This is a genomic window from Pseudomonas sp. S3_A03 (genome assembly GCF_054668275.1).
Genome location: NZ_CP162753.1, coordinates 3,908,707 through 3,928,355 on the forward strand (window position 1 = coordinate 3,908,707; position 19,649 = coordinate 3,928,355).

Below are 19,649 nucleotides of genomic sequence, written 5' to 3' on the forward strand. Positions count from 1 at the left end.
GTGTTCTCTTCTAAGTTTGACTTGCCCAGCACGGCAACCGCCGCCTGAGTCCCTTCCAAGCTCGCTGCAACCAACGGTCAAGACCGCTGACCGCTCGCTGCGAGCAATTCCTTCAAGATCGTCGCCGGGTCGGCCCGCTGTTGTTTGCGGTAATTGCCGACATGGCTGACGAATAGTGTCGCGCGCGTGACCAGGCTCTTACCGAGCACGGGCTTGCGATCCAACTCTTCCTTGATCCGTTGAAACTGTGCCTGGATCACCGCATCGGTGTAGCGCGTGCCGGTGGCCAGGTTGTCGATGTAAATCGCGACCGCGCCGTCGAGGGCGCTGCGCCCGTTGGCAATGGCCATATCAAACAACTGCGCGCTGGCCTGGTCCTTGTTGTCCACGGCCTGCTGGCGGCTCTTCTGCAGGTTGGCCAGGCGAATGTTGTAGTTGCTGATGGTCTCGGCCACCAGCGCGGAAGACTGAATCAGGTTGCCGGCCGCCTCTTCGCGTTGCTGGGCGATCAGCGAAACGTTGCGCTTGAGCTCTTCGTTGACCAGGCCCAGTTCGGCTTGCAGCTTGGGGTCGGCGCTGGCGGCGATGATGCTGTCCAGGCGCTTGGTGGGGTCCTGGGCGTCGTCGATGGCGTCGGTCAGCGACGCCAGGCGCCCTTCCTTTTGCCACTGCGCGAACAGCTCCTTGTAGCGCGAGCGCGGCGCGGACAGCGCGCCAATCGCCACGCGAAAACCGGTGGTTTCGTTGCTTTGTTCGGTGCCGTCGGCGGCGAACAACGGGTATTCGCGGCGCATGCCGGTAAACAGCGTGCCCTCGCCTTCCAGGTAATTGCCGCCCTTGACCACGAAGCCGCCATAGGTGCCCTGGCGGCGCCCGGCATGTACCAGTTGGAAAGATTCCTGGACCATTTCCGCCGCGTTGCCGATCACATCGAACATGCCGATCGGGTTGGGCAGTTTGGTGCCGATGGGCATCAAGCGCGCGGCCTGACCTGTGCCGCCGGCGACCTGGTTGAACACCGCGTAATCGCCCAGCGGGCCGTCGCTGTCACTGCCTTCGGCGCGGCGCGGGAACAACCGCCCTTCCAGGTCCTGACGGCTCACCGCCTGGCCACCGCGTGCCGCGAACTCCCATTCCACCTCGGTAGGCAGGCGCACAAACCCCAGGCCGCCGTCTTCGGCCGACGTCCCGCGCCCGCTCACCGGCAGCAACTCACGGTGGTATTTCATCAGCCAGGCGCTGTACACCGCCGAGAAGCGCTCGGCCTCAAAGCGCGACAGCTTCACCTTGGGCAAACGCCCGGCCATGCCGGTGGGCGCCTCGCAGGCCGGGGCCGGCTCGCCACTGGCCAGGGACTGCGCCTGGGCCATCACCTGGGCGTACTGGCGCGCGGTAACTTCGTACTTGCCGATGAAATACAGCATGGGCTTGAGCGGGGTCTTGGCGTCGGTCTTCGGCATCAGCGGCGCGATGACTTTGTTCCAGTCCCTGGGCAAGTCCTTGAGGGTGAACTGGCCGTTGATGAAATCGCGGCGATAGCCGGAAATAAACGACTGCTGATACCCCGCCTCGCCTTCGGCAAAGGGGTAACCGAGGCTGATCTCACGGTCATCCAGGGTGCCCTGGGCCAGCACGTAGGCGTAGCGGAACACCATATTGCCGTCGCACGGCAGCGGCAGGCTGACGTCGTCCGGCAACGGTTTGGGGTTGTCCAGTTTATCGCTTGCTTCATCCGCCCAGGCCAGCGAGGCCAGGCTCAGCGCCACGGCGGCGCCCAGTAACTTATACATCTCTGATTCCTTCGCAAGCCTGTATACGCGCCACTCGCCAACCGCCGCAAGCTGCCGCCACGGCACTGACGCCGAGGACTGCAATCAGGGCCAGGCCGTAGTGGCGCGCCAGCAGGTGACTGGCGTGTTCGCCCGGCACCTGCACGAATAATGTATTCAACCCCGCCTCGGCCAGGCCATAGAGCCCGGCGCTGAACACGGCGGCAAAGCCTGCGCTATAGAGCGCCTGCAGCACCACGAACAACAGTAGCCCACCGGTGGGAAATCCCAACAGGCGCAACACCGACAATTCCCGACGCTTGCGCGCCACAGCGGCCAGGGCCCCGGCGAAGATCGCCGCAAAAGCGCCCGCCAACGCCAACCCGGCGATGATCCAGAATACGACCGACAGGTTGCGGCTCAACGACTGCACCTGGGCAATGGTGTTCGCCTGGGTCGACACCAACAGGTTCTGCCCGGCGAAAAACACGCGCAGCGTCTCCACATCAGTGAGGCTGCGCGCATACAGGCGAAACGCCGGATACACGCGCTGCTCGCCCACGGCCACCTCTTCCCCCGCCCATCCCAACGCCGCTACGGCGCGCCCATCGCGATAATCTTCCGCCGCTTCCAGCAAGCCCAGGTCGGCGAACAAAGCGTCTCGGGCAAAGGCTTCCAACGGCAACACCGCCACCACCCGCACCCGCGTGCGCTGTTCCTCGACACGCCCAGCCACCTGACGCGCGAAGCGGGTTTCCAACATGTCGCCAGGCCGTGCCGCCAGCTTTTCGGCGGCGGTGTGGCTTAGCACGATCTGGTCCAGGCCCTTGGGCATCGCCAGATCGCCCAGCAAGGGATCACCCGGCGCCGTCGGCAGCATCTCCAGGGTCAGCGTTCCCACCTGCGCCGTCGCCGCGATCTGCCGCGTGCGCGGCAGCGCAAACGCCACATCAGGGCGTTGGCCCAGCTGCGCGATAAATGTGCTGCTGAATCGACCACCGCCCAGCGGAATAATTTCACGGGTAGCCGGATCGGTCTGCAATCGTTCGGTCAAACTGCTAACCAGTCCAAATTTCAGGCCGAATAACACCAGCAACGGCGCGATCACCGCCACCAGCGCCAGCACCGAACAGGCCGACAGCCACGCATCGTTGCGGTAATCCTGCCAGGCCAACGACGCCACCAAGGGGATACGCATCAGCACGCCTCCCCAAGGGTGGCGGTGACGCCGCCGTCGGCATCGCGGCGGCAACTGATGCGCCGCACCTGCAAGCCACTGGCGCGGGCCAGGGGTTCGTCATGGGTGGCGATCACGCAGGCGGCGCGGTATTCGCGGGCCTGGGCCAACAGTGCATGCATCACACGTTCGGCATTCAGCGGGTCGAGGGACGCGGTGGGCTCATCCGCCAGCACCAGTTGCGGTGCGTGGGCCAGGGCACGCGCGCAGCTCACGCGCTGGCGTTGCCCCACCGACAGTGCCGAGGGTTTCTTGGCCAACTGGTCGCTGATTTCCAGCTGTTCGGCCAGACGCGTCACGCTGCCATCGTCCTTCAAGCCCAGCAGTTGGCGGGACAAAGCGATATTGCCGCGCACATCGAGAAACCCCAGCAGCCCGCCGGTTTGCAGGACATAGCCCAGGTGTTGGCGGCGCAATGCGGCGAGTACGGACTGCTGATCGGCGCGCCACAAGCCAGCGATGTCCTGCCGATTGAATTCGAAGCCGCCCACCTGATCCGGCGCCAGCACCAGCGCGAGCAAATCCAGCAAGGTGCTTTTGCCGCAACCGCTGGGCCCGACAATCGCTACTTGCTCGCCCGCACGCAGCGTCAGCGCCGGGATCACCAGGCTATAACGCTGGCTACCGACGCCCCGGCTCTTGTGCACCGCGCTCAGGTTCAGCATTACGGCAGCGTCGACAACGGCACGCGGTACAACGCATCGCCCGGCTCGGCATCGCCAAAACGGACCCAGTTGGCCACGTCATTGTGGAAGGTTTCGTAGAGGCGGATCTTCGAATCCAACTCGTCGATAAAGTCTTCCTGCTCGGCCACGCTCAACGACAACCACAAATCCTGGGTCATGTTCAGCGATTTGCTGCGGTACGGCAGGCCTTCCAGGTATTCGCCGAGGATGCCGCCGTCGGCCAGGTTGCCGCCCTTGCGCAGGGCTTGCGGGTCGCGGCTCATATAGGCCGAGGCACTGGCGATTTCCTGGAAGAAATCCTTGGGCGAGGTCTGGGTCTTGCGCGCCGCGTCCACGATCAGTTTCAGCGACTGCTGCAAGTCGTTGAGCTGCAATTTGGTCAGCATCACACACACCTGGAACGCCGGCAGCGCCGGGTTGGTCAGGTCGCGATCGGCGGTCCAGGCGCTGACCAGTTGCGGCGCCTGGCTCGCGGTCTTGCGGCCAAGGAAGTCCATGTGCATGGCATACCCGACCGCCGCGGTTTTGTCCGCCAGGCTTGGCGCGGCACTCAGCAACGGCACCGGCTGCGGCGTGTTGCTGCGTACCTGGTGCACCAGGTTGGCGAAGACCGTGCCGATCTCGTCGACACGCTCGCCCAACTTGCGTACATCGCCACCCGGTACCGGCGTGTACAGGTCGCCGATCTGCGGGTTGGCGTCGGCGGTGAGCACGCGGTACTGGCTCTCGGCGCCGGCGTGGGTTTTCTTGCCGGCATCGGTGCGCAGGTGCAGGGCGTAGATCTTGATCTGCTTGCCCAACGCGGCCTGACGCACTTCGGCCTCGTTCATCTGGGTGGCGGCAAACGGGTCGTTCTTGCGCAGCGCACCGGCATCGGTGACCAGCAGGATGATGCGCCCGCCATAGCCGGACCAGTCCATGCCATCCACCGCCTGCATCACCCCGGCAAACGCGTCTTCGTTGAACGAATGGCTGGACACGCTGGAGGCTTTGACCTGGCGCGCCATGTCGAGGAAACGCTGCGGGTCGCGGCCCTGATCCAAAGTGATCAGGGTCTTGGCCACGTATTCCAGGCCGGGGGTTTTCTGGGTGCTGTTGCGAAAGCCGACCATGCCGAAGCTGACGCTATCGAGTTCGCCGCGCTCGGCGATACGGGTTTGCAGTTCGTGTACCACATCGCGGATCTGGTCGATGTAGGGCTGCATCGACACGGTGGTATCCACCACCAGCACTACGGCGGTGCGGAAGGCGTCGGCATTGGCATTGATGACCGGCGTGGCCGGCTTGGCCACCGCGCTGCTGCCGGGGTCGATGGAGGCGATATTGAGCAACTGCACCGGCTGGCCGTTTTCGTCGAAGCTCTCTTTGGAGTCGAAGATCGGCAACAGGTAAAACTGGTTCTGCGGCACCGCGCTGGCAGCCGGTTCCAGGGCCAGGACCTGGCCGTTGTCGTCGCTGTGCTTCTGCGCTTTGGCCAGCACACCTTTGGCGGCGGCGGGGTCGGCGAGCAGTTTTTCCACTTCCCCCGGTTGGCGCAGGAACATCACCGGCGCACGCCCCGAGCGCTCGGTGAACTTGAGCACCAGGCTCTGCTTCCAGTCGCTGACCTGGGCGGCCGGCAACCAACCGTCGCTGCGCCCATCGGTGGCGGCGCCGACGCGCACCCACGGCTGGCCGTCGAGGTCTTTGCGTTGGTACACGTAGAGCACGGAGAACGCCGGCAGCGCTTTGCCGGGCGCACTGCCGGCCTCGCTGGAAAGCTTGGCGCCGGGCTTGCTCAGCACACGTTGGAACAGGGTCTTTTTACCGGCCATCAACAGCGGGCGCTGGCCGCCATCCACCTCGGCCACCGCTGCGGGGGGCATGGCCGGCGGCGTGGCTGCCGGTACAACGGCTGCAGGCGGTTTTGCCGGTTCGTCACTACCGCTCAACCACCAGTAACTCGCGCCGCCAATCGCCAGCGCCACCGCCACGGCTACCGCCGCCAGTGCCAACACCGGCCCACGGCGCTGTTCGGACACAGCCTTGTGCTGCGTCGGCGTCACCACCGGTTGGCGCTCCGGCTGCGGCTGGGGTTTGGCGGTGGGGATCTCGATGGACTGCGGCGTGATCCCCGCCAAATCAAAATTCATCGGAATAGGCAGCGGCCGCACCAGCGTGGCTTCCGGCGAATCCGCCGGCAGTTGCTCCAGCGCCAGCAGCAATGCCGCCGCATCCGGGAACCGTTCGGCCGGGTCCTTGGCCAGCAGCTTGCGCAGCACGCCCTGATACCGGCCGTGGTGCACCGGCAATTCCGGCAATGGCTCGGTCAGGTGCGCCAGCGCGGTAGACAGCGCATCGGTGCCGCTGTACGGCAGCTTGCCGACGAGGATTTCGTACAACACCACGCCCAGCGCATACAGGTCGGCGCGGCCATCGATCTCCTGGCCCCGCGCCTGTTCCGGGCTCATGTAGCTCGGCGTGCCCACGGCAAAACCGGCCTGGGTGAACTGGGTGCGGTCATCCAGGGACTTGGCAATGCCAAAGTCCGACAACACCGCCGTGCCGTCGGCGCGAAACAGAATGTTCGCCGGCTTGACGTCGCGGTGCACCAAGCCCTGGGCATGCGCATAACCCAGCGCCGAGGCAATCTGGCGAATCAAGGTCACGCCCTGCTCCGGCGTCATGCCGGCGGCGATGCGTTCCTTGAGCGTGCCGTTGGGCAGGTATTCCATGGCCATGTAATACAGCTCACCGACATTGCCGATGTCATGGATGGTCACCGTGTGCGGGTGCGACAGGCGCGCCAGGGTTTTGCCTTCGCGCAGGAAGCGCTCGCAGAACGTCGGGTCGGCCGCCAGCGCCGCCGCCATCACCTTCAACGCCACCTTGCGCTCCAGCGAGCGCTGGGTTGCCAGGTATACGCTGGCCATCGCGCCTTCGCCGATCTCGCCTTCGATGTCGTAGCCCGGAATCACGATATTCATACCGATACCTTCACGACGATGGCGGTGATGTTGTCCGGTGCGCCGCGATTAAGCCCCAGGTGTACCAGGCTGCGCACGATTTCATCCGGGGCGTCGTGGCTGAGCACGTCGCGGATTTCATGATCTTCGACGGTCTTGTTCAGGCCATCGCTGCACAGCAGGTAACTGTCACCGGGGGCGATCAGCAGATCGAGCACCGCCACCTCAAGCTGGGCTTCCACGCCCACGGCGCGGGTGACGATATTGGCGCGCGGGTGTGTGCGGGCGTCGGCTTCGCTGAGCAGGCCGCTGTCCTGCAAGTCCTGCACATAACTGTGATCGCGGGAAATGCCCTCCAGCACGCCGTCGCGCAGGCGATACAAGCGACTGTCACCGGCCCACAGGCACACGCCGCGCAGGCCGCGCGCGGCGAGCACCACCACGGTGCTGCCCATCATGGTCACGCCACGGTTGGCGGTTTCTTCACGCACGGCAGCGTTGATGCGGATCAGGTCATTGCGCAAGGCCGCCGAGTATTCGTCGAGGGAGCGACCCATCGGCACGCTGCGCAGGCTGTCGACGATCAGGCTGCTGACGTAGTCCCCCGCCGCATGCCCGCCCATGCCGTCGGCCACCACCCACAGGCGGTTTTCCGGCAGGTCCAGGCACGCGTCTTCGTTGACTTGGCGCACCATGCCTACATGGCTTTTGCTTGCGGATTTGTACGTCGCCCCCATCTACACCACACCTTCTTGTCCGAGCAAAAACTGCGCAAAATCGCTGGCGGCGGGCAAGCCCTGACACCGCAATAAACCAGGGGAAATACGTTGCGAGCCACGGCCCCACCAGAGGCTTGCGCCTTCGCAGGCCTGCTCGGCGAGCGCGGCCATGCGCCCATGGGGCTCGGTGGCGGCCATGCGTTGCAGGCTGGCGAAACGGCTGTCGACCGCACGCGGCTCAGCCGTCGGCGCGCCGAGGCGGTCGAGGCCGTCGTTGAAACCTTCAAATGTCGCGCCGGCGTCCAGGGTGCTGAGCAGCAACTCTTCAGCCCGCTCGAACCACGCGTCCGACCCGCCCACCAGGGAGGCGGGGTTGTTGTTGTGATCGAGCAAAGCCACCACCGCCAGCGGAAAATAGCGCCCCACCCGGTCGATGCTCGGCATCACCACGCCGGTCGCCGCGTCCGGCCCGCATACGCCCGGCGCCAGTACAAAGCGCCACAACGGGCTGACCAGGTACACATTGAGCCAATCACCGCCCAGGCTGTTCTGGCTGGCGAGCAAGCCCGCCGCGAGCCAGCTGTCCCACGGGCCGATAAAACTCTGGGGCAAGGCGCGGCTGACAAAGTCCCCGCGACTGGCCAGCTTGCCGTAGAAACCCAGGCTCGTCATAGCCGCTCCGGCAGGCTGAAGCCACTGAGCACGCGACTCTTGAACGGGTTGAAGGCGCTGTTGGCGCGCAACTCGTAGGCGATGCTCGCGCCATCGACCCGCAAACGCAGGTTGAAGCGGTCCGGCGAGTTGCCGGCGGTGAGGTCCGATTGCTCCAGCAGGCGGAACCACGCCCACGGGCCATCCAGGGTCACGCCGGAACGGCCACTGGCCGACGGCGGCATGATGGAAATACGCACCACGCCAATGCTGCCGGGGTTCGGCCATTGCATCGCTACCGGGCGGCTCGGGCCGTGGTCGTAGCTCAGTTGCTGGCCGTCGAGGTCAAGCAGGAACTGGGTAATGGTCGGGTCCATCGACACCGGCTTGAGCTCGAAACGCACGATAGGCTGAGTGCCCCCCGACCTGAAGAACGCATCGCGAATAGTCGCGGCACGCTGGAAGGTTTGCAGCACACCCGGCGCAATCCCCAGCTTCTGCGCGGCGCCCGGCTGCCAGCGCCAGGTCGGCGCGGAGGTGTCCACGTAAGGTTGCAGGTATTTGCGGAAGTAGTTGTCCATCACCCCGCCCACGCCGAAGAACTGGCCGAAGTCATCCAGGGTGGCGTCGCGGGTGCTGCCCGGCGACATCGGGTAACGCCCCGCCAACGACTGGCGGTACACGTTGACCACTTCGCTGACCCAGGCCGCGTTCAGTTGGTTACGCACGCCGCCCATCATGCTGTTGGTGGTGGAATTGACCACCGACTTGACCATGCCCTGTACCAATGGCGGCTGGCGCTCGGCATTCAGGCTGACCCGCGTGGCGGCGGCCGACGCCTGGTTCTTGGCCTCACCGAGCAAGGCGTCGCCGCTGGCGCCGACCATGGCGCTGACCTGTACATACAGCGCATTCATGTCCGACAGCAGGCCATCGATGGCCGCCGGTTCGCCTTCGTTCTTGCTGACGATGCTGTTGAGCTCGGCAAAGTGCGCAGTCACCGGATCATCCGCCGCCTGCGGGGCATTGGCGGTGGGTTGTTCCTGGCCGAGCAGGCTGCCAAGGCGCTCCTTGAGCTTGTCCACACCGCCTTCCACCGGCACACCTTTGGCCGCCAGTTGGCGCTCTTCGGCTTGCAGGTCGGTTTCCTTGGCCACCGCCACCAGCAGTTTTTTCAGCGGTGAGCTCGGCCCGGAAATCACCCGCAGCACGTCAGCCGCCTGAGCCACGCTGGTGATGGGCACAAAGTCGATGTCGGCGAGCAGCGCGTCCCACTGACGCTGGTAATCCTGGAAGTACAGGCGCCGCACATCGGCGGCCAGGCTCACCACGTTCTGTTGATCGGCCTGCTCACGGCCGAGCACCCATTGCTCTTCAGCGAGGGTGCCGGTCTGGTTCAGGCTGCTGAGCAGGAACGCCTGGCGATAGCCCTTGGCGGTGAAAAACCCGCTCAACGGCTCGCCCAACGGCTTGCCGCTCTTGCGGCTGAACACCAGCGCGGCGTCGCGACCGGCGGCTTCGTTGATGCGAAAGTCCGGGATACCCTCGGGCAGCTTCTGGCGCTTGACCCGGTCGTAGACACGCTGGGCCACCGGCAATTGTTGCAGTTGGCGGCGCAGATCGTCGATCAAACGTGGGTCGAGGCGCGCATTCGGTGGGTGGCGCTCGAACAACGCCTGCAAGTGCCCGGTCAACGCCTGGCGCTGATCGGCCGGCAAGTCGCGCGGCAAGTTGCGGTCCCAGTCGAGCGCGATCCAGGCTTTGATGAAGTCCGGGTCGTAATGCTCGCTGTCGGCCAGCATCAGGTAGGCCTTGAGGCCTTCGTAAAGAAAGTCCGAGTTGCCGCCGCCGTGCAGTTGTTCTTCGATGCGCGTCACCAGGCGTGGCGCAAACACCGCGATCAGCAGCTTGCGGTAGACGCTGGCGGACTCGGCTTCGAGCATGTCGCCCTGATACAAGCCCAGGCCCTCTGACCAGTTGGGCGAGTCACCCGCAAGGTTTTTTACCGCGTTGAGCAACGGCAGCACGGCCAGCACTTCGCGCTGTGCCGGGCTCAGGTTCTGTACGGTCTGGCCCAGCGGCGCGACCTTCTGGTCGACCTGGGTGATATAGGCCTGGTTGGCGCGATAACTCACCCACCACAGGCTGCTGACCACGACCACCAGGGCCACGGTAGCCGCAAGGACACCGCGTGCAATCCATTTGCGCCGCCGTTCGACCTTCGGGTTCACCCCCACTAGCCCACGCTCGGCAAATGCCACGGCGGTAAACAGTTTTTCGATGAAGTAACTGCGCCCGGTGCCGCTCTGGCGCGCCAGGTGCTGGCGGTCCAGGTTCATGCTCTGGGCCATGGCGCCGATCAGGCGGTCAATCGGGCTGCCTTCCTGGGTGCCGCTGGTGAAATACACACCGCGCAGCAACGCACGCTCTTCGAAGGCGTTGGGTTTGAACACGCCTTCGAGGAAGCTTTGCAGGCAATCCTTCAACGCGCCGAACTGCTGTGGGAAGCCGTAGATCAGGTCGCGCCGCGCCGGGTCGCGTTCCTGTTGCAGGCGCTCCACCAAGCGTTCGTTGAGGCGCTGTTCGAGGCCGGCGAACTCACTTTGCAAATGGGCCAGCGGGCTGTCGCTGTTCTTGCCGTCGTCCAGGGCAAACGTCATGCCCCACACCTGGGCGCGGTCTTCCTTGCTCAGGTTGTCGAAGAACTCCATGAAGCCCGGCACCAGGTCGAGCTTGGTCAGCATCAGGTAGATGGGGAAGCGCACGCCCAGTTGGGTGTACAGCTCCTGGATACGCAGGCGAATCGCAGCGGCGTGGGCGGCGCGCTCGGCGTCGGTACCGAGCAGCAAATCCGACAGGCTGATCGCAATGAATGCGCCGTCGATGGGGCGACGCGAGCGCTGCTTTTTCAGCAGGTCGAGAAAGCCCAGCCACGCGGCTTTATCCACCTTGGAGTTGCTGTCCTGGGTGGTGTAGCGGCCAGCGGTGTCGAGCAGGACGGCCTGGTCGGTAAACCACCAATCGCAGTTGCGCGTACCACCGACGCCGCGCACCGCACCGGCGCCCAACTGCGCGGCCAACGGAAAATGCAGGCCGGAATTGACCAGCGCGGTGGTCTTGCCCGAGCCCGGCGGCCCGATGATCACGTACCACGGCAGTTCATAGAGGTTGCGCCGCTCATCACCGCCGAGCTTGGCTTTTTTCAACAGCGCGAGGGCTTCGTCCATGCGCTCGCGCAGGGTCGACAGCTCTTCGGCGGTGGCCACACTGTTGGGGTCGACCGGCGTTTGCGCCGCGAGGCTGCGCATGACTTCGGCGGCCTGGCGACGGGCCTGGACGATGCGGAACACGCGATAGGCGATCCACACCCCAAACACCAGGATGATCAGCGCCCAACGGCGCCCTTCTGGCACCAGCACGTCGAGCAACGGCCCGACAAACCAGATGATCAGGCTCAGGGCGATCAGGCCCAGCACCGGGATCACCCAGCGAATCATGAAACTGAAAAACGCCTTCACTCGACGCCCTCCGCCAATACGGTGATTTCAACCCGACGATTGCGGGCACGGCCTTCGGCTGTGCTGTTGGTGGCCAGCGGCTCGGTGTCGCTTCTGCCCTCGGCACTGAAGCGATCCGCCTGGCCGGTCTTGGCCGCCAGGATTTCCAGCACCGACTTGGCCCGCGCTTCGGACAACGCCCAGTTGGACGGGAAGCGCAGCGTGGCAATCGGGCGGTTGTCGCTGTGGCCGGTGACGCGCACCTGGCCCTTGACCTTGCGCACGGCGTCGGCGATGCGCAGCATCAGCGGCTGGTAGTCATCGACGATGCTGGAGCTGGCGGACGCGAACAGCTCATCGCCACGAATGGTCACCACGGAGCGGTCGACCTTGTCTTCCACCGCCACGCGCCCGGCCTTGATGTCTTCCGCCAGGAAGCCCGCCAGACGCGGCCGCTCGATGACTTTGGGCTGCGCCACCGGACGGTCGATGGCCTGCACCGGGATCTCGCCCAGGGCATGGATATTCTTGAACACCGGTTCCGCCTGCGCCGCCAGCAACATGCGCAGCACGAACAGCAACGCCAGCAGCAGCGCCAGGCCGATGGCCACGGCGATCCACGGCGGCATGAACTGCGCCAGGCGGTCCCGCGCCACGGTCACGCCGCGCCAGTGCGGCGACAGCTCGCGCTCGTGCTCGCCACGGGCGCTGCGAATCGCCGCCGCCGTGCGCTCGCGCAGGGCTTCCAACTGGCTGCGTCCGTCGTTCATCACGCGGTAGCGGCCTTCGAAACCCAGGCACATGCACAGGTACAACAGCTCCAGCAAATACAGGCGTTCCCGTGGGCTTTGCAGGCAGTGGTCGAGCAGTTGGAAGACTTTCTCGCCGCCCCAGGCTTCGTTGTGCACGGTGATCAAAAGGCTTTGCTTGCCCCACTCGCTGGTGCTGCCCCAGGGCGTGCTCAACACCGCCTCATCCAGGGCGGTGCACAGCGCGTAACGCGCCAACAGCACTTCGTTACGCGCCACGCCGGCGGCTTCGGCGCGCTCTTCGAACTGGCGCAGGTACGCCAGCAACTGCGCGCGCAGGCTGGCCGGCGCCGGGTGGGCGATGGTGTTGCGCAAGCGCGTCAGCAAGGCCAACAGCGGCCCCGCGGCGCTTTCCAGCGGGTTGAGGCCTTGGCTTTTGCCGGTGAGCATCGGCGCGGCCGGCATCGACAAAGGCGCGGGTTCAGCACGCGCAGGTTCCGGCGCGCGGCCACCCGGACGCGGCATGAACTGGGTGCGGTCGTCATCATTGGGATGCATCGCGGATTATCCTCGGATCGCCCAGAAGGCCAGGTTCAAGCCCGGGAACTGCCCGGCGATATGGAAGGCAAAACCACCGGAGTTGCTCAACTGTTGCCAGTGCTCGCTGCCCCGGTCCAGTTCGTAGTAGGTGCTGCCCGCGTGGTACGGCAATTGGCGCGGCGCCACCGGCAACGGCACCAGGCCGATGCCCGGCAGCTGCAGGTTGACCATGTCGCGGATGTGCTCCACCGCGCCGACCTTGCTCTGCTGGCCGAAGCGCCCGCGCAGGGTTTCGCCGGGCACATCGGCACGCACCACCAGGATGAAACTGGCGTTGTCGAGCAGGGTCTTGTCCGCCAGCATCGCCACGTGGATGCCATAGGCTTTTTCCACGATGGGAATAGGCGTGGCCTTGCTGTCGATCAACATCGACAGCGCCTCGCGCAACGCCGCCATCACCGGGGCGAAACTCAACGCCAGGTCGTCATGCTGGTACTGCGGGTATTCCTGGGGCCGACGGCCCGAGGTGGAAAACGTCGAGAACTCCCCCGCCAGGCTCACCAGTTCACTGAAGAAGCGCTCTGGGTGCAGCGGGCTCAACTGGCTGAAATGCCGGATCAACGGCTGGGCGCGGTTGACCAGTTGCAGCAGCATGAAGTCAGCGATCTCCGAAGCGCCGCCGGCACCCGAGGCGACTACACGGCCAGCCAGGGCTTCGCCGCGCTGATGCAACAGGCCCAGCAGCTCGCTGCGAAACGCGCTCAGCGGTTTGCTCGCGGCCACGTCCAATACGGGTGGAATGTAGGTGTCGTCGAGCACCAGGGCGCGGTCGGCGCGTTTTTCCTTGATGCGTACCAGGCCGACGGCGGCGTAGTCGCTGATGCCATCCTGGGCAGTCAGCAGGCGCAACGCCCGCGAGCCTACGGCCACCGGCGCGCGGTTTTCGAACGGTGCGTTGTCGTCGCGCACTTCACGCACCTGGCTCACGTAACGTGCGGCTTCCAGGGCTTCGCCTTCGTCCACCGTGTCGCGCGCGCCGGCGCGCTTGAGCGGCAAGGCCAGGTACACCAGGCCGTCGCGCAGGTTGTCGTCGACGTTCAACGGGCTCGGCGCCAGGTCGTCCTGGGGAATATTGAACGGCGTGCCGTCGGGCAACAGGCCACGGGCCGAGACGATCGCCAGCTTGCCCTGGGCCAGCAGGCCCTGGTCGATCAGCAATTCGGAAAAGCCCCAGCTGCCTGCGGACAACGGGCGGCTGCGGGCGTCGATCAGGTTTTCCAGGTAACGGTCATGCTGCTGGAAGTGCTGCGTTCCGATGAACATGCCTTCCGACCAGACCACGCGATTGTTCCAAGACATGGGGGCTCCGATTGCTTCTTATTGGGCAGGGCTGGATGGGGTAACCACGACGTCGGCGCGCACGGCACGCACATCAAGGCTGATCTGGTATTCGGTGTATTGACGCGGCGGCACGTTGATCACGGTGCGCCATTGCGCGCGGTCCAACTCGCGGTACCCCACCAGCAAGCCGATCTGGCGCGTGGACGGGTCAAGGTCGCGCTGAATGCTCAATTGTTGGCCGGGTTGCACCATCACTTCATCCTGGTCGAGCAGGTCCAGGCCGAGGGTCGATTGCGCACGGTCGGCCAGGGCGAAGTAGTCGGAGCGGCCAAAGGTGGCGGCGTTTTTCAGTTCGAAAATGCGCACGCGCACCGGGGCGGCCTGGCCATTGGCGCCGGGGTTAAGCCCGGAAATGGCGTGGAAATGCAGCTCGACGGCGGCGGTGTCCACTTCTGCCTCGACGGCGGCGTCGGGCTTGGCGGCCTCCTTGGCGCACGCCGTCAGCAGCAGCGCGGTGGCGACTGCGAGTAAAAACCTGGGAATCATCCTGCGTCCTCAATGACGTACTTAGCTATCCGTTGAAACCGTTGCCGCGCCGCGTTCAGCGACGCTGTCGTGCGCTGTGTTCTTCGTAGGCCCGACTGAATTCGCGGCCGAACAGGTCCTGGAAATCTTCCTGGGCCTCGCGGGAAATATTGCTATAGAGCTCGGTGAACTGCTGCCAGTACTGGGCCTGGCGCGAACCGTTGAAGAGACTCGACAGCCCGGCCGGCTTGCCCATGCGTTCTTCCAACTGCGCCGGTTCGAAGCGCGCCAGCAGGTGCTTGATCGCGGCCTCCACCCCGGCCATCACCGCCAGTTGATGGGCACGCAGGTCATCGAAACTGTCGCGCACGGCGATATCCGGTGCCATAAACGCTTGGTTGCCGTGGCGCAGGAGCAGCAGTAACGCTTCGTCGGCATTCGGGGCGAATTTCAACGGATTGTTTTCCGCCGGCTGGATCATCGTCTGCTGCATACGGAACTCGCCCTTGAGACTGGCGCGGGCACGCAATACATCGATCAGGCCTTCGACCATCAGCCGATAGCTGCGACCGATGTTTTCCATCTGCGCTTGCGCCTGGGCAGTGTCCAGACGTAATTGGTCCAGGCCGGCGCCGCGCAGGAAGGCTTGCAACAGATCGGGTTGTTGGCTGTCGGCCACCGGGCGCACAGGCTCGACCACGGGCGGCGGCGGGATAACCGCTGCAGGTGGCGGCGGCGGTGGTGAGGGCAGCGGCGGCGTGGGTAGCGGCGCAGCGCTCACCACCGGCGCGGGCGCGGGCGCGTCGCCGAACAGGTCCCAGTCTTCAGGGATCACTGAACCGGAGGCCACCGGCGCTTCAACCACAGGCTCGGCCACCGGTACAACCACCGGGGTCGGCGCACGGAAGTCGTGTTGCTGGGACGGCACATGATCCGGCACAGTCGGCGGCGGCACAGCGGTGGGGCTGAGGAAGTCGAACAGGTCCGGCAGGGTGTCCATGGAGGAGGCGCCCTGAAACTGCGGTGCGATCACCGGGGTGGGCATTGGCGCGGGCGTCGGCGGGCGGGCCACGGCGCCCATCAGCGCTTCAAAGCTGTTCGGCGAATCACCGGCAAACGGTTGGCTATCAACGGCTTGCACGTTGAAGTCGATACGCGCCTGGATCTCGTAGTCGCCGATGCGGATCAGCTCACCGTCTTGCAGCGGCTCGCTGTTACCCCGGCGCATGCGAATACCGGCGCTGACCAACTCCACACCGTTTGTACTGTTATCGGTTAAGTAATAACGGCCATCTTTGTATTGAATAACGCAATGTTGGGAAGACACCAGGCGCTCTGGGTCAGGCAATACCCAGTCATTATCCGAGCTGCGGCCGATCGCCATCGAGCCCTGGTTCATGGACTTTTCGGCGCACTGCCCTGGGGTAATCTTGTGATAACTAGTAATAGTCAAACACAGCGACATCTTGCCTCCTTGCTGATTACTTCGCGCGCGGTCGATTCCCGGGACGGCGCTCCCCGAGAAATCCCCATCAGGACGTGCAATCGGCCGTCCCCAACCTGCTGATGCCAGCATGATCGCTGATCTTAACTGGGCTCTATGACAAAAATCCTGTCCCGGTACGCCGTTCGACCCGTTGGTCGTGCAGGTTGTTAAGCACCGCACATCTGTCACAGAGGGCGAATAGCTTACCTTGACAAGGCATAAGTACTACACCAAAAATGCACAACTTCTTGAATACCAATGATGGCACATTAATAGCACTGTGCTTATATGACCAAGAAAACATGCAAAGTTCACCGCGCAACTAATGCATGCATTGCCCGTCATCTAACGGGCTGATAGGGAGATCGATTTCAGTGGATGTGCCGTTGCTGCTCACCGCCGTTTCCGCGACTTCGCCTTGTGGCGAAGACATGGAGTATGACGCGCAATTTCTCCAGCTTGAGCGTGATGCCAAGGGCCAACCCGAGCGCAGCATGGGCGACGCCGTTCTGCCCGCTGAACCGCCTGAATGGCGCAGCATCCAGCAGCAAAGCCTCGACTTGTTGCAGCGCAGCAAAGACCTGCGCATCACTCATTTCCTGCTGCAAAGCTCCCTCGCCCTCCAGGGTGTGGCCGGGCTGGCTGAAGTCCTGACGTTGATCGATGCGCTCCTGCGTGAATACTGGGCCGAGTTGCACCCGCGCCTGGATGCGGACGACGACAACGACCCTACCGTGCGTATCAACGCCCTGGCCGGCTTGACCAGCGACGCGACCATTCGCCTGTTGCGCGAAAGTATCCTCACGCGCTCGCGCACCTTCGGCCCGGTAAGCCTGCGCGCCGCCCTGAATGCCAGCGGCCTGATGAGTTTCCCGGACGAACAACTGGGCGCGCAGCAGTTGAATGCCGCGTTCCTCGACAGCGATCCCGAACTCCTGCAGGCCACCCGCGACGCCTTGAGCGCCGCGCGTTCGGCCTGTGAAGCCATCGAACAACAGGTCAACGACCAGGTCGGTTCGGCCCAGGGCGTGGACCTGAGCCTGTTGAAGCAACCGCTCAAGCAGGCCCTGCAAATTCTCAATCAAGCGGTGCCAGGCACCGACAGCAGCAGCGAGCCCGAGGCCGTCAGTGACGACAATGCCCCCTCGGTCGACTTCGCCGCCCCTGCCGCACCACGCCCGGTCGGCGACATCGCCAGCCGCGATGACGTGTTGCGCAGCCTCGACAAGATCCTTGCGTATTACACCCGGCACGAGCCTTCGAGCCCGCTGCCGGTGTTGTTGAACCGCGCGAAAAATCTGGTGCACGCCGATTTTGCGGCGATCGTGCGCAATCTGATTCCCGATGGCATGTCCCAATTTGAAAACCTGCGTGGCCCGGACGACGAGTAAGTCGCCAGGCTTTGCAGTAACAACACCGTCGCTCAAGCGACCAGGAGCAGCAACGTGGCGAAGCAAAGTTCTCAGAAATTCATCGCGCGCAACCGCGCGCCTCGAGTGCAGATCGAGTACGACGTCGAGCTTTACGGCGCCGAGAAAAAGGTCCAGCTGCCCTTCGTGATGGGTGTGATGGCCGACCTCGCCGGCAAGCCTGCCGAGCCGCTGGCCCCAGTGGCCGACCGCAAGTTCCTTGAAGTGGACGTCGACAACTTCGACTCGCGCCTCAAGGCCATGCAGCCGCGCGTGGCGTTCCACGTACCCAACGAGCTGACCGGCGAAGGCAACCTGAGCCTGGACATGACCTTCGAGAGCATGGACGACTTCAGCCCGGCCGCCGTGGCCCGCAAGGTCGACTCGCTGAACCAGTTGCTCGAAGCCCGCACCCAGCTGGCCAACCTGCTGACCTACATGGACGGCAAGACCGGCGCTGAAGAAATCATCATGAAGGCGATCAAGGACCCGGCACTGCTTCAGGCACTTGCCAGCGCGCCGAAGCCTGCAGGGGATCAGTAATCATGACCGACAATACCGTTCGCGAAGGCGCGCTCAACCTGGGCGCCACCGAAGAAACCAGCGAGTTCGCCTCGCTGTTGATGCAAGAGTTCAAGCCCAAGACCGAGCGTGCCCGCGAAGCCGTGGAAACCGCCGTGCGCACCTTGGCTGAACAGGCGCTGGCCCAGACCGACCTGGTGTCCAATGACGCGATCAAGTCGATCGAATCGATCATCGCCGCCATCGACGCCAAGCTCACCGCCCAGGTCAACCAGATCATCCACCACCAGGATTTCCAGCAGCTGGAAAGCGCCTGGCGTGGCCTGCACTACCTGGTCAACAACACCGAGAGCGATGAGCAACTCAAGATCCGCGTGCTCAACATCTCCAAGCCGGACCTGCACAAGACCCTGAAGAAATTCAAAGGCACCGCGTGGGACCAGAGCCCGATCTTCAAGAAGATGTACGAAGAAGAATACGGCCAGTTCGGCGGCGAACCTTATGGTTGCCTGGTGGGCGACTACTACTTCGACCAGTCCCCGCCGGATGTCGAGCTGCTGGGCGAGCTGTCCAAAGTCTGCGCGGCCATGCACTCCCCGTTCATCGCTGCGGCATCGCCGACCGTGATGGGCATGGGCTCCTGGCAGGAACTGTCGAACCCGCGCGACCTGACCAAGATCTTCACCACCCCGGAATACGCCGGCTGGCGCTCGCTGCGTGAATCGGAAGATTCGCGCTACATCGGCCTGACCATGCCGCGTTTCCTGGCGCGCCTGCCGTACGGCGCCAAGACCGACCCGGTGGAAGCCTTCGCCTTCGAAGAAGACACCGACGGCGCCGACAGCGCCAAGTACACCTGGGCCAACGCCGCCTACGCGATGGCGGTGAACATCAACCGTTCGTTCAAGCACTACGGCTGGTGCTCGCGCATCCGTGGCATTGAGTCCGGCGGCGAAGTGGAAAACCTGCCGGCGCACACGTTCCCTACCGATGACGGTGGCGTGGACATGAAGTGCCCGACCGAAATCGCCATCAGTGACCGTCGTGAAGCGGAACTGGCGAAGAACGGTTTCATGCCGCTGCTGCACAAGAAAAACACCGACTTCGCCGCGTTCATTGGCGCGCAGTCGTTGCAGAAACCGGCCGAATACGACGACCCGGACGCCACCGCCAACGCCAACCTGGCGGCGCGCCTGCCGTACCTGTTCGCCACCTGCCGTTTCGCTCACTACTTGAAGTGCATCGTGCGCGACAAGATCGGTTCCTTCAAAGAGAAGGACGAGATGCAACGCTGGTTGCAGGACTGGATCCTGAACTACGTCGACGGTGACCCGGCTCACTCCACCGAAACCACCAAGGCCCAGCACCCGTTGGCCGCCGCCGAGGTGATCGTGGAAGAAGTCGAAGGCAACCCGGGTTACTACAACTCCAAGTTCTACCTGCGTCCGCACTACCAGCTCGAAGGGCTGACCGTGTCGTTGCGCCTGGTGTCCAAGCTGCCTTCAGCTAAAGGCGCGTAAGTAACTTGCTCTTCTGTGGGAGGGGCCTGCTCCCGATAGCATCATCTCGGTTT

Annotated in this window: 14 protein-coding genes; 3 read left to right on the forward strand and 11 right to left on the reverse strand. The window is 64.3% G+C overall.

Going from position 1 to position 19,649, the window contains the following annotated elements:
• Positions 1-77: 77 nt before the first annotated feature.
• From AB4O25_RS17965 to tagH, 11 genes are read right to left on the reverse strand one after another with little or no spacing between them, the layout of a single operon-like run.
• Positions 78-1,790 (reverse strand): formylglycine-generating enzyme family protein, encoded by a 1,713-nt coding sequence (locus AB4O25_RS17965; RefSeq protein WP_017526797.1) that lies wholly within the window; start codon positions 1,788-1,790, stop codon positions 78-80.
• Complete coding sequence (locus AB4O25_RS17970; protein ID WP_017526796.1) at positions 1,783-2,967, reverse strand: ABC transporter permease family protein; 1,185 nt, start codon at positions 2,965-2,967, stop codon at positions 1,783-1,785. The genes AB4O25_RS17965 and AB4O25_RS17970 overlap by 8 nt, the downstream gene beginning before the upstream one ends.
• Positions 2,967-3,671, reverse strand: a complete 705-nt coding sequence (locus AB4O25_RS17975) for an ABC transporter ATP-binding protein (protein WP_078826588.1) — start codon at positions 3,669-3,671, stop codon at positions 2,967-2,969. The genes AB4O25_RS17970 and AB4O25_RS17975 overlap by 1 nt, the downstream gene beginning before the upstream one ends.
• Positions 3,671-6,658 carry a serine/threonine-protein kinase gene (locus AB4O25_RS17980; RefSeq protein ID WP_065879250.1) on the reverse strand — a complete coding sequence of 996 codons (2,988 nt, stop codon included), beginning with the start codon at positions 6,656-6,658 and terminating at the stop codon, positions 3,671-3,673. The genes AB4O25_RS17975 and AB4O25_RS17980 overlap by 1 nt, the downstream gene beginning before the upstream one ends.
• A complete protein-coding gene (locus AB4O25_RS17985; RefSeq protein ID WP_017526793.1) occupies positions 6,655-7,374 on the reverse strand; it encodes a PP2C family protein-serine/threonine phosphatase in 720 nt (239 codons plus the stop codon). Before AB4O25_RS17985 ends, AB4O25_RS17980 begins: the two co-directional genes overlap by 4 nt.
• On the reverse strand, positions 7,375-8,028 hold the full coding sequence (gene tagF, locus AB4O25_RS17990; RefSeq protein ID WP_017526792.1) for a type VI secretion system-associated protein TagF: 654 nt from the start codon (positions 8,026-8,028) through the stop codon (positions 7,375-7,377).
• The gene (tssM, locus tag AB4O25_RS17995) at positions 8,025-11,525 is read right to left on the reverse strand and encodes a type VI secretion system membrane subunit TssM (protein WP_460149832.1); all 3,501 of its coding nucleotides are present in this window, start codon (positions 11,523-11,525) and stop codon (positions 8,025-8,027) included. Before tssM ends, tagF begins: the two co-directional genes overlap by 4 nt.
• The gene (locus AB4O25_RS18000; protein ID WP_017526790.1) at positions 11,522-12,811 is read right to left on the reverse strand and encodes a DotU family type VI secretion system protein; all 1,290 of its coding nucleotides are present in this window, start codon (positions 12,809-12,811) and stop codon (positions 11,522-11,524) included. Before AB4O25_RS18000 ends, tssM begins: the two co-directional genes overlap by 4 nt.
• A gap of 6 nt (positions 12,812-12,817) precedes the next feature.
• Positions 12,818-14,152: a type VI secretion system baseplate subunit TssK gene (tssK, locus tag AB4O25_RS18005; RefSeq protein ID WP_017526789.1), complete on the reverse strand. Its 1,335-nt coding sequence runs from the start codon at positions 14,150-14,152 to the stop codon at positions 12,818-12,820.
• Positions 14,153-14,170: 18 nt separating this feature from the next.
• Entirely contained in the window at positions 14,171-14,680 is a 510-nt protein-coding gene (gene tssJ, locus AB4O25_RS18010; RefSeq protein ID WP_017526788.1) for a type VI secretion system lipoprotein TssJ, read from the reverse strand.
• A 55-nt stretch (positions 14,681-14,735) separates the two neighbouring features.
• Positions 14,736-16,124, reverse strand: coding sequence for a type VI secretion system-associated FHA domain protein TagH (gene tagH, locus AB4O25_RS18015; RefSeq protein ID WP_137220065.1), 1,389 nt, complete (start codon positions 16,122-16,124; stop codon positions 14,736-14,738).
• Positions 16,125-16,519: 395 nt separating this feature from the next.
• Between tagH and tssA the strand changes: the two genes are divergently transcribed.
• Genes tssA through tssC form a run of 3 tightly spaced genes read left to right on the forward strand, consistent with a single transcriptional unit; the run spans position 16,520 to position 19,596 of the window.
• The gene (gene tssA / locus AB4O25_RS18020; protein ID WP_017526786.1) at positions 16,520-17,536 is read left to right on the forward strand and encodes a type VI secretion system protein TssA; all 1,017 of its coding nucleotides are present in this window, start codon (positions 16,520-16,522) and stop codon (positions 17,534-17,536) included.
• A 54-nt stretch (positions 17,537-17,590) separates the two neighbouring features.
• Entirely contained in the window at positions 17,591-18,097 is a 507-nt protein-coding gene (tssB, locus tag AB4O25_RS18025) for a type VI secretion system contractile sheath small subunit (protein WP_017526785.1), read from the forward strand.
• Between the two features lie 2 nt (positions 18,098-18,099).
• The gene (gene tssC, locus AB4O25_RS18030) at positions 18,100-19,596 is read left to right on the forward strand and encodes a type VI secretion system contractile sheath large subunit (RefSeq protein ID WP_017526784.1); all 1,497 of its coding nucleotides are present in this window, start codon (positions 18,100-18,102) and stop codon (positions 19,594-19,596) included.
• The last annotated feature ends 53 nt before the right edge of the window (positions 19,597-19,649 follow it).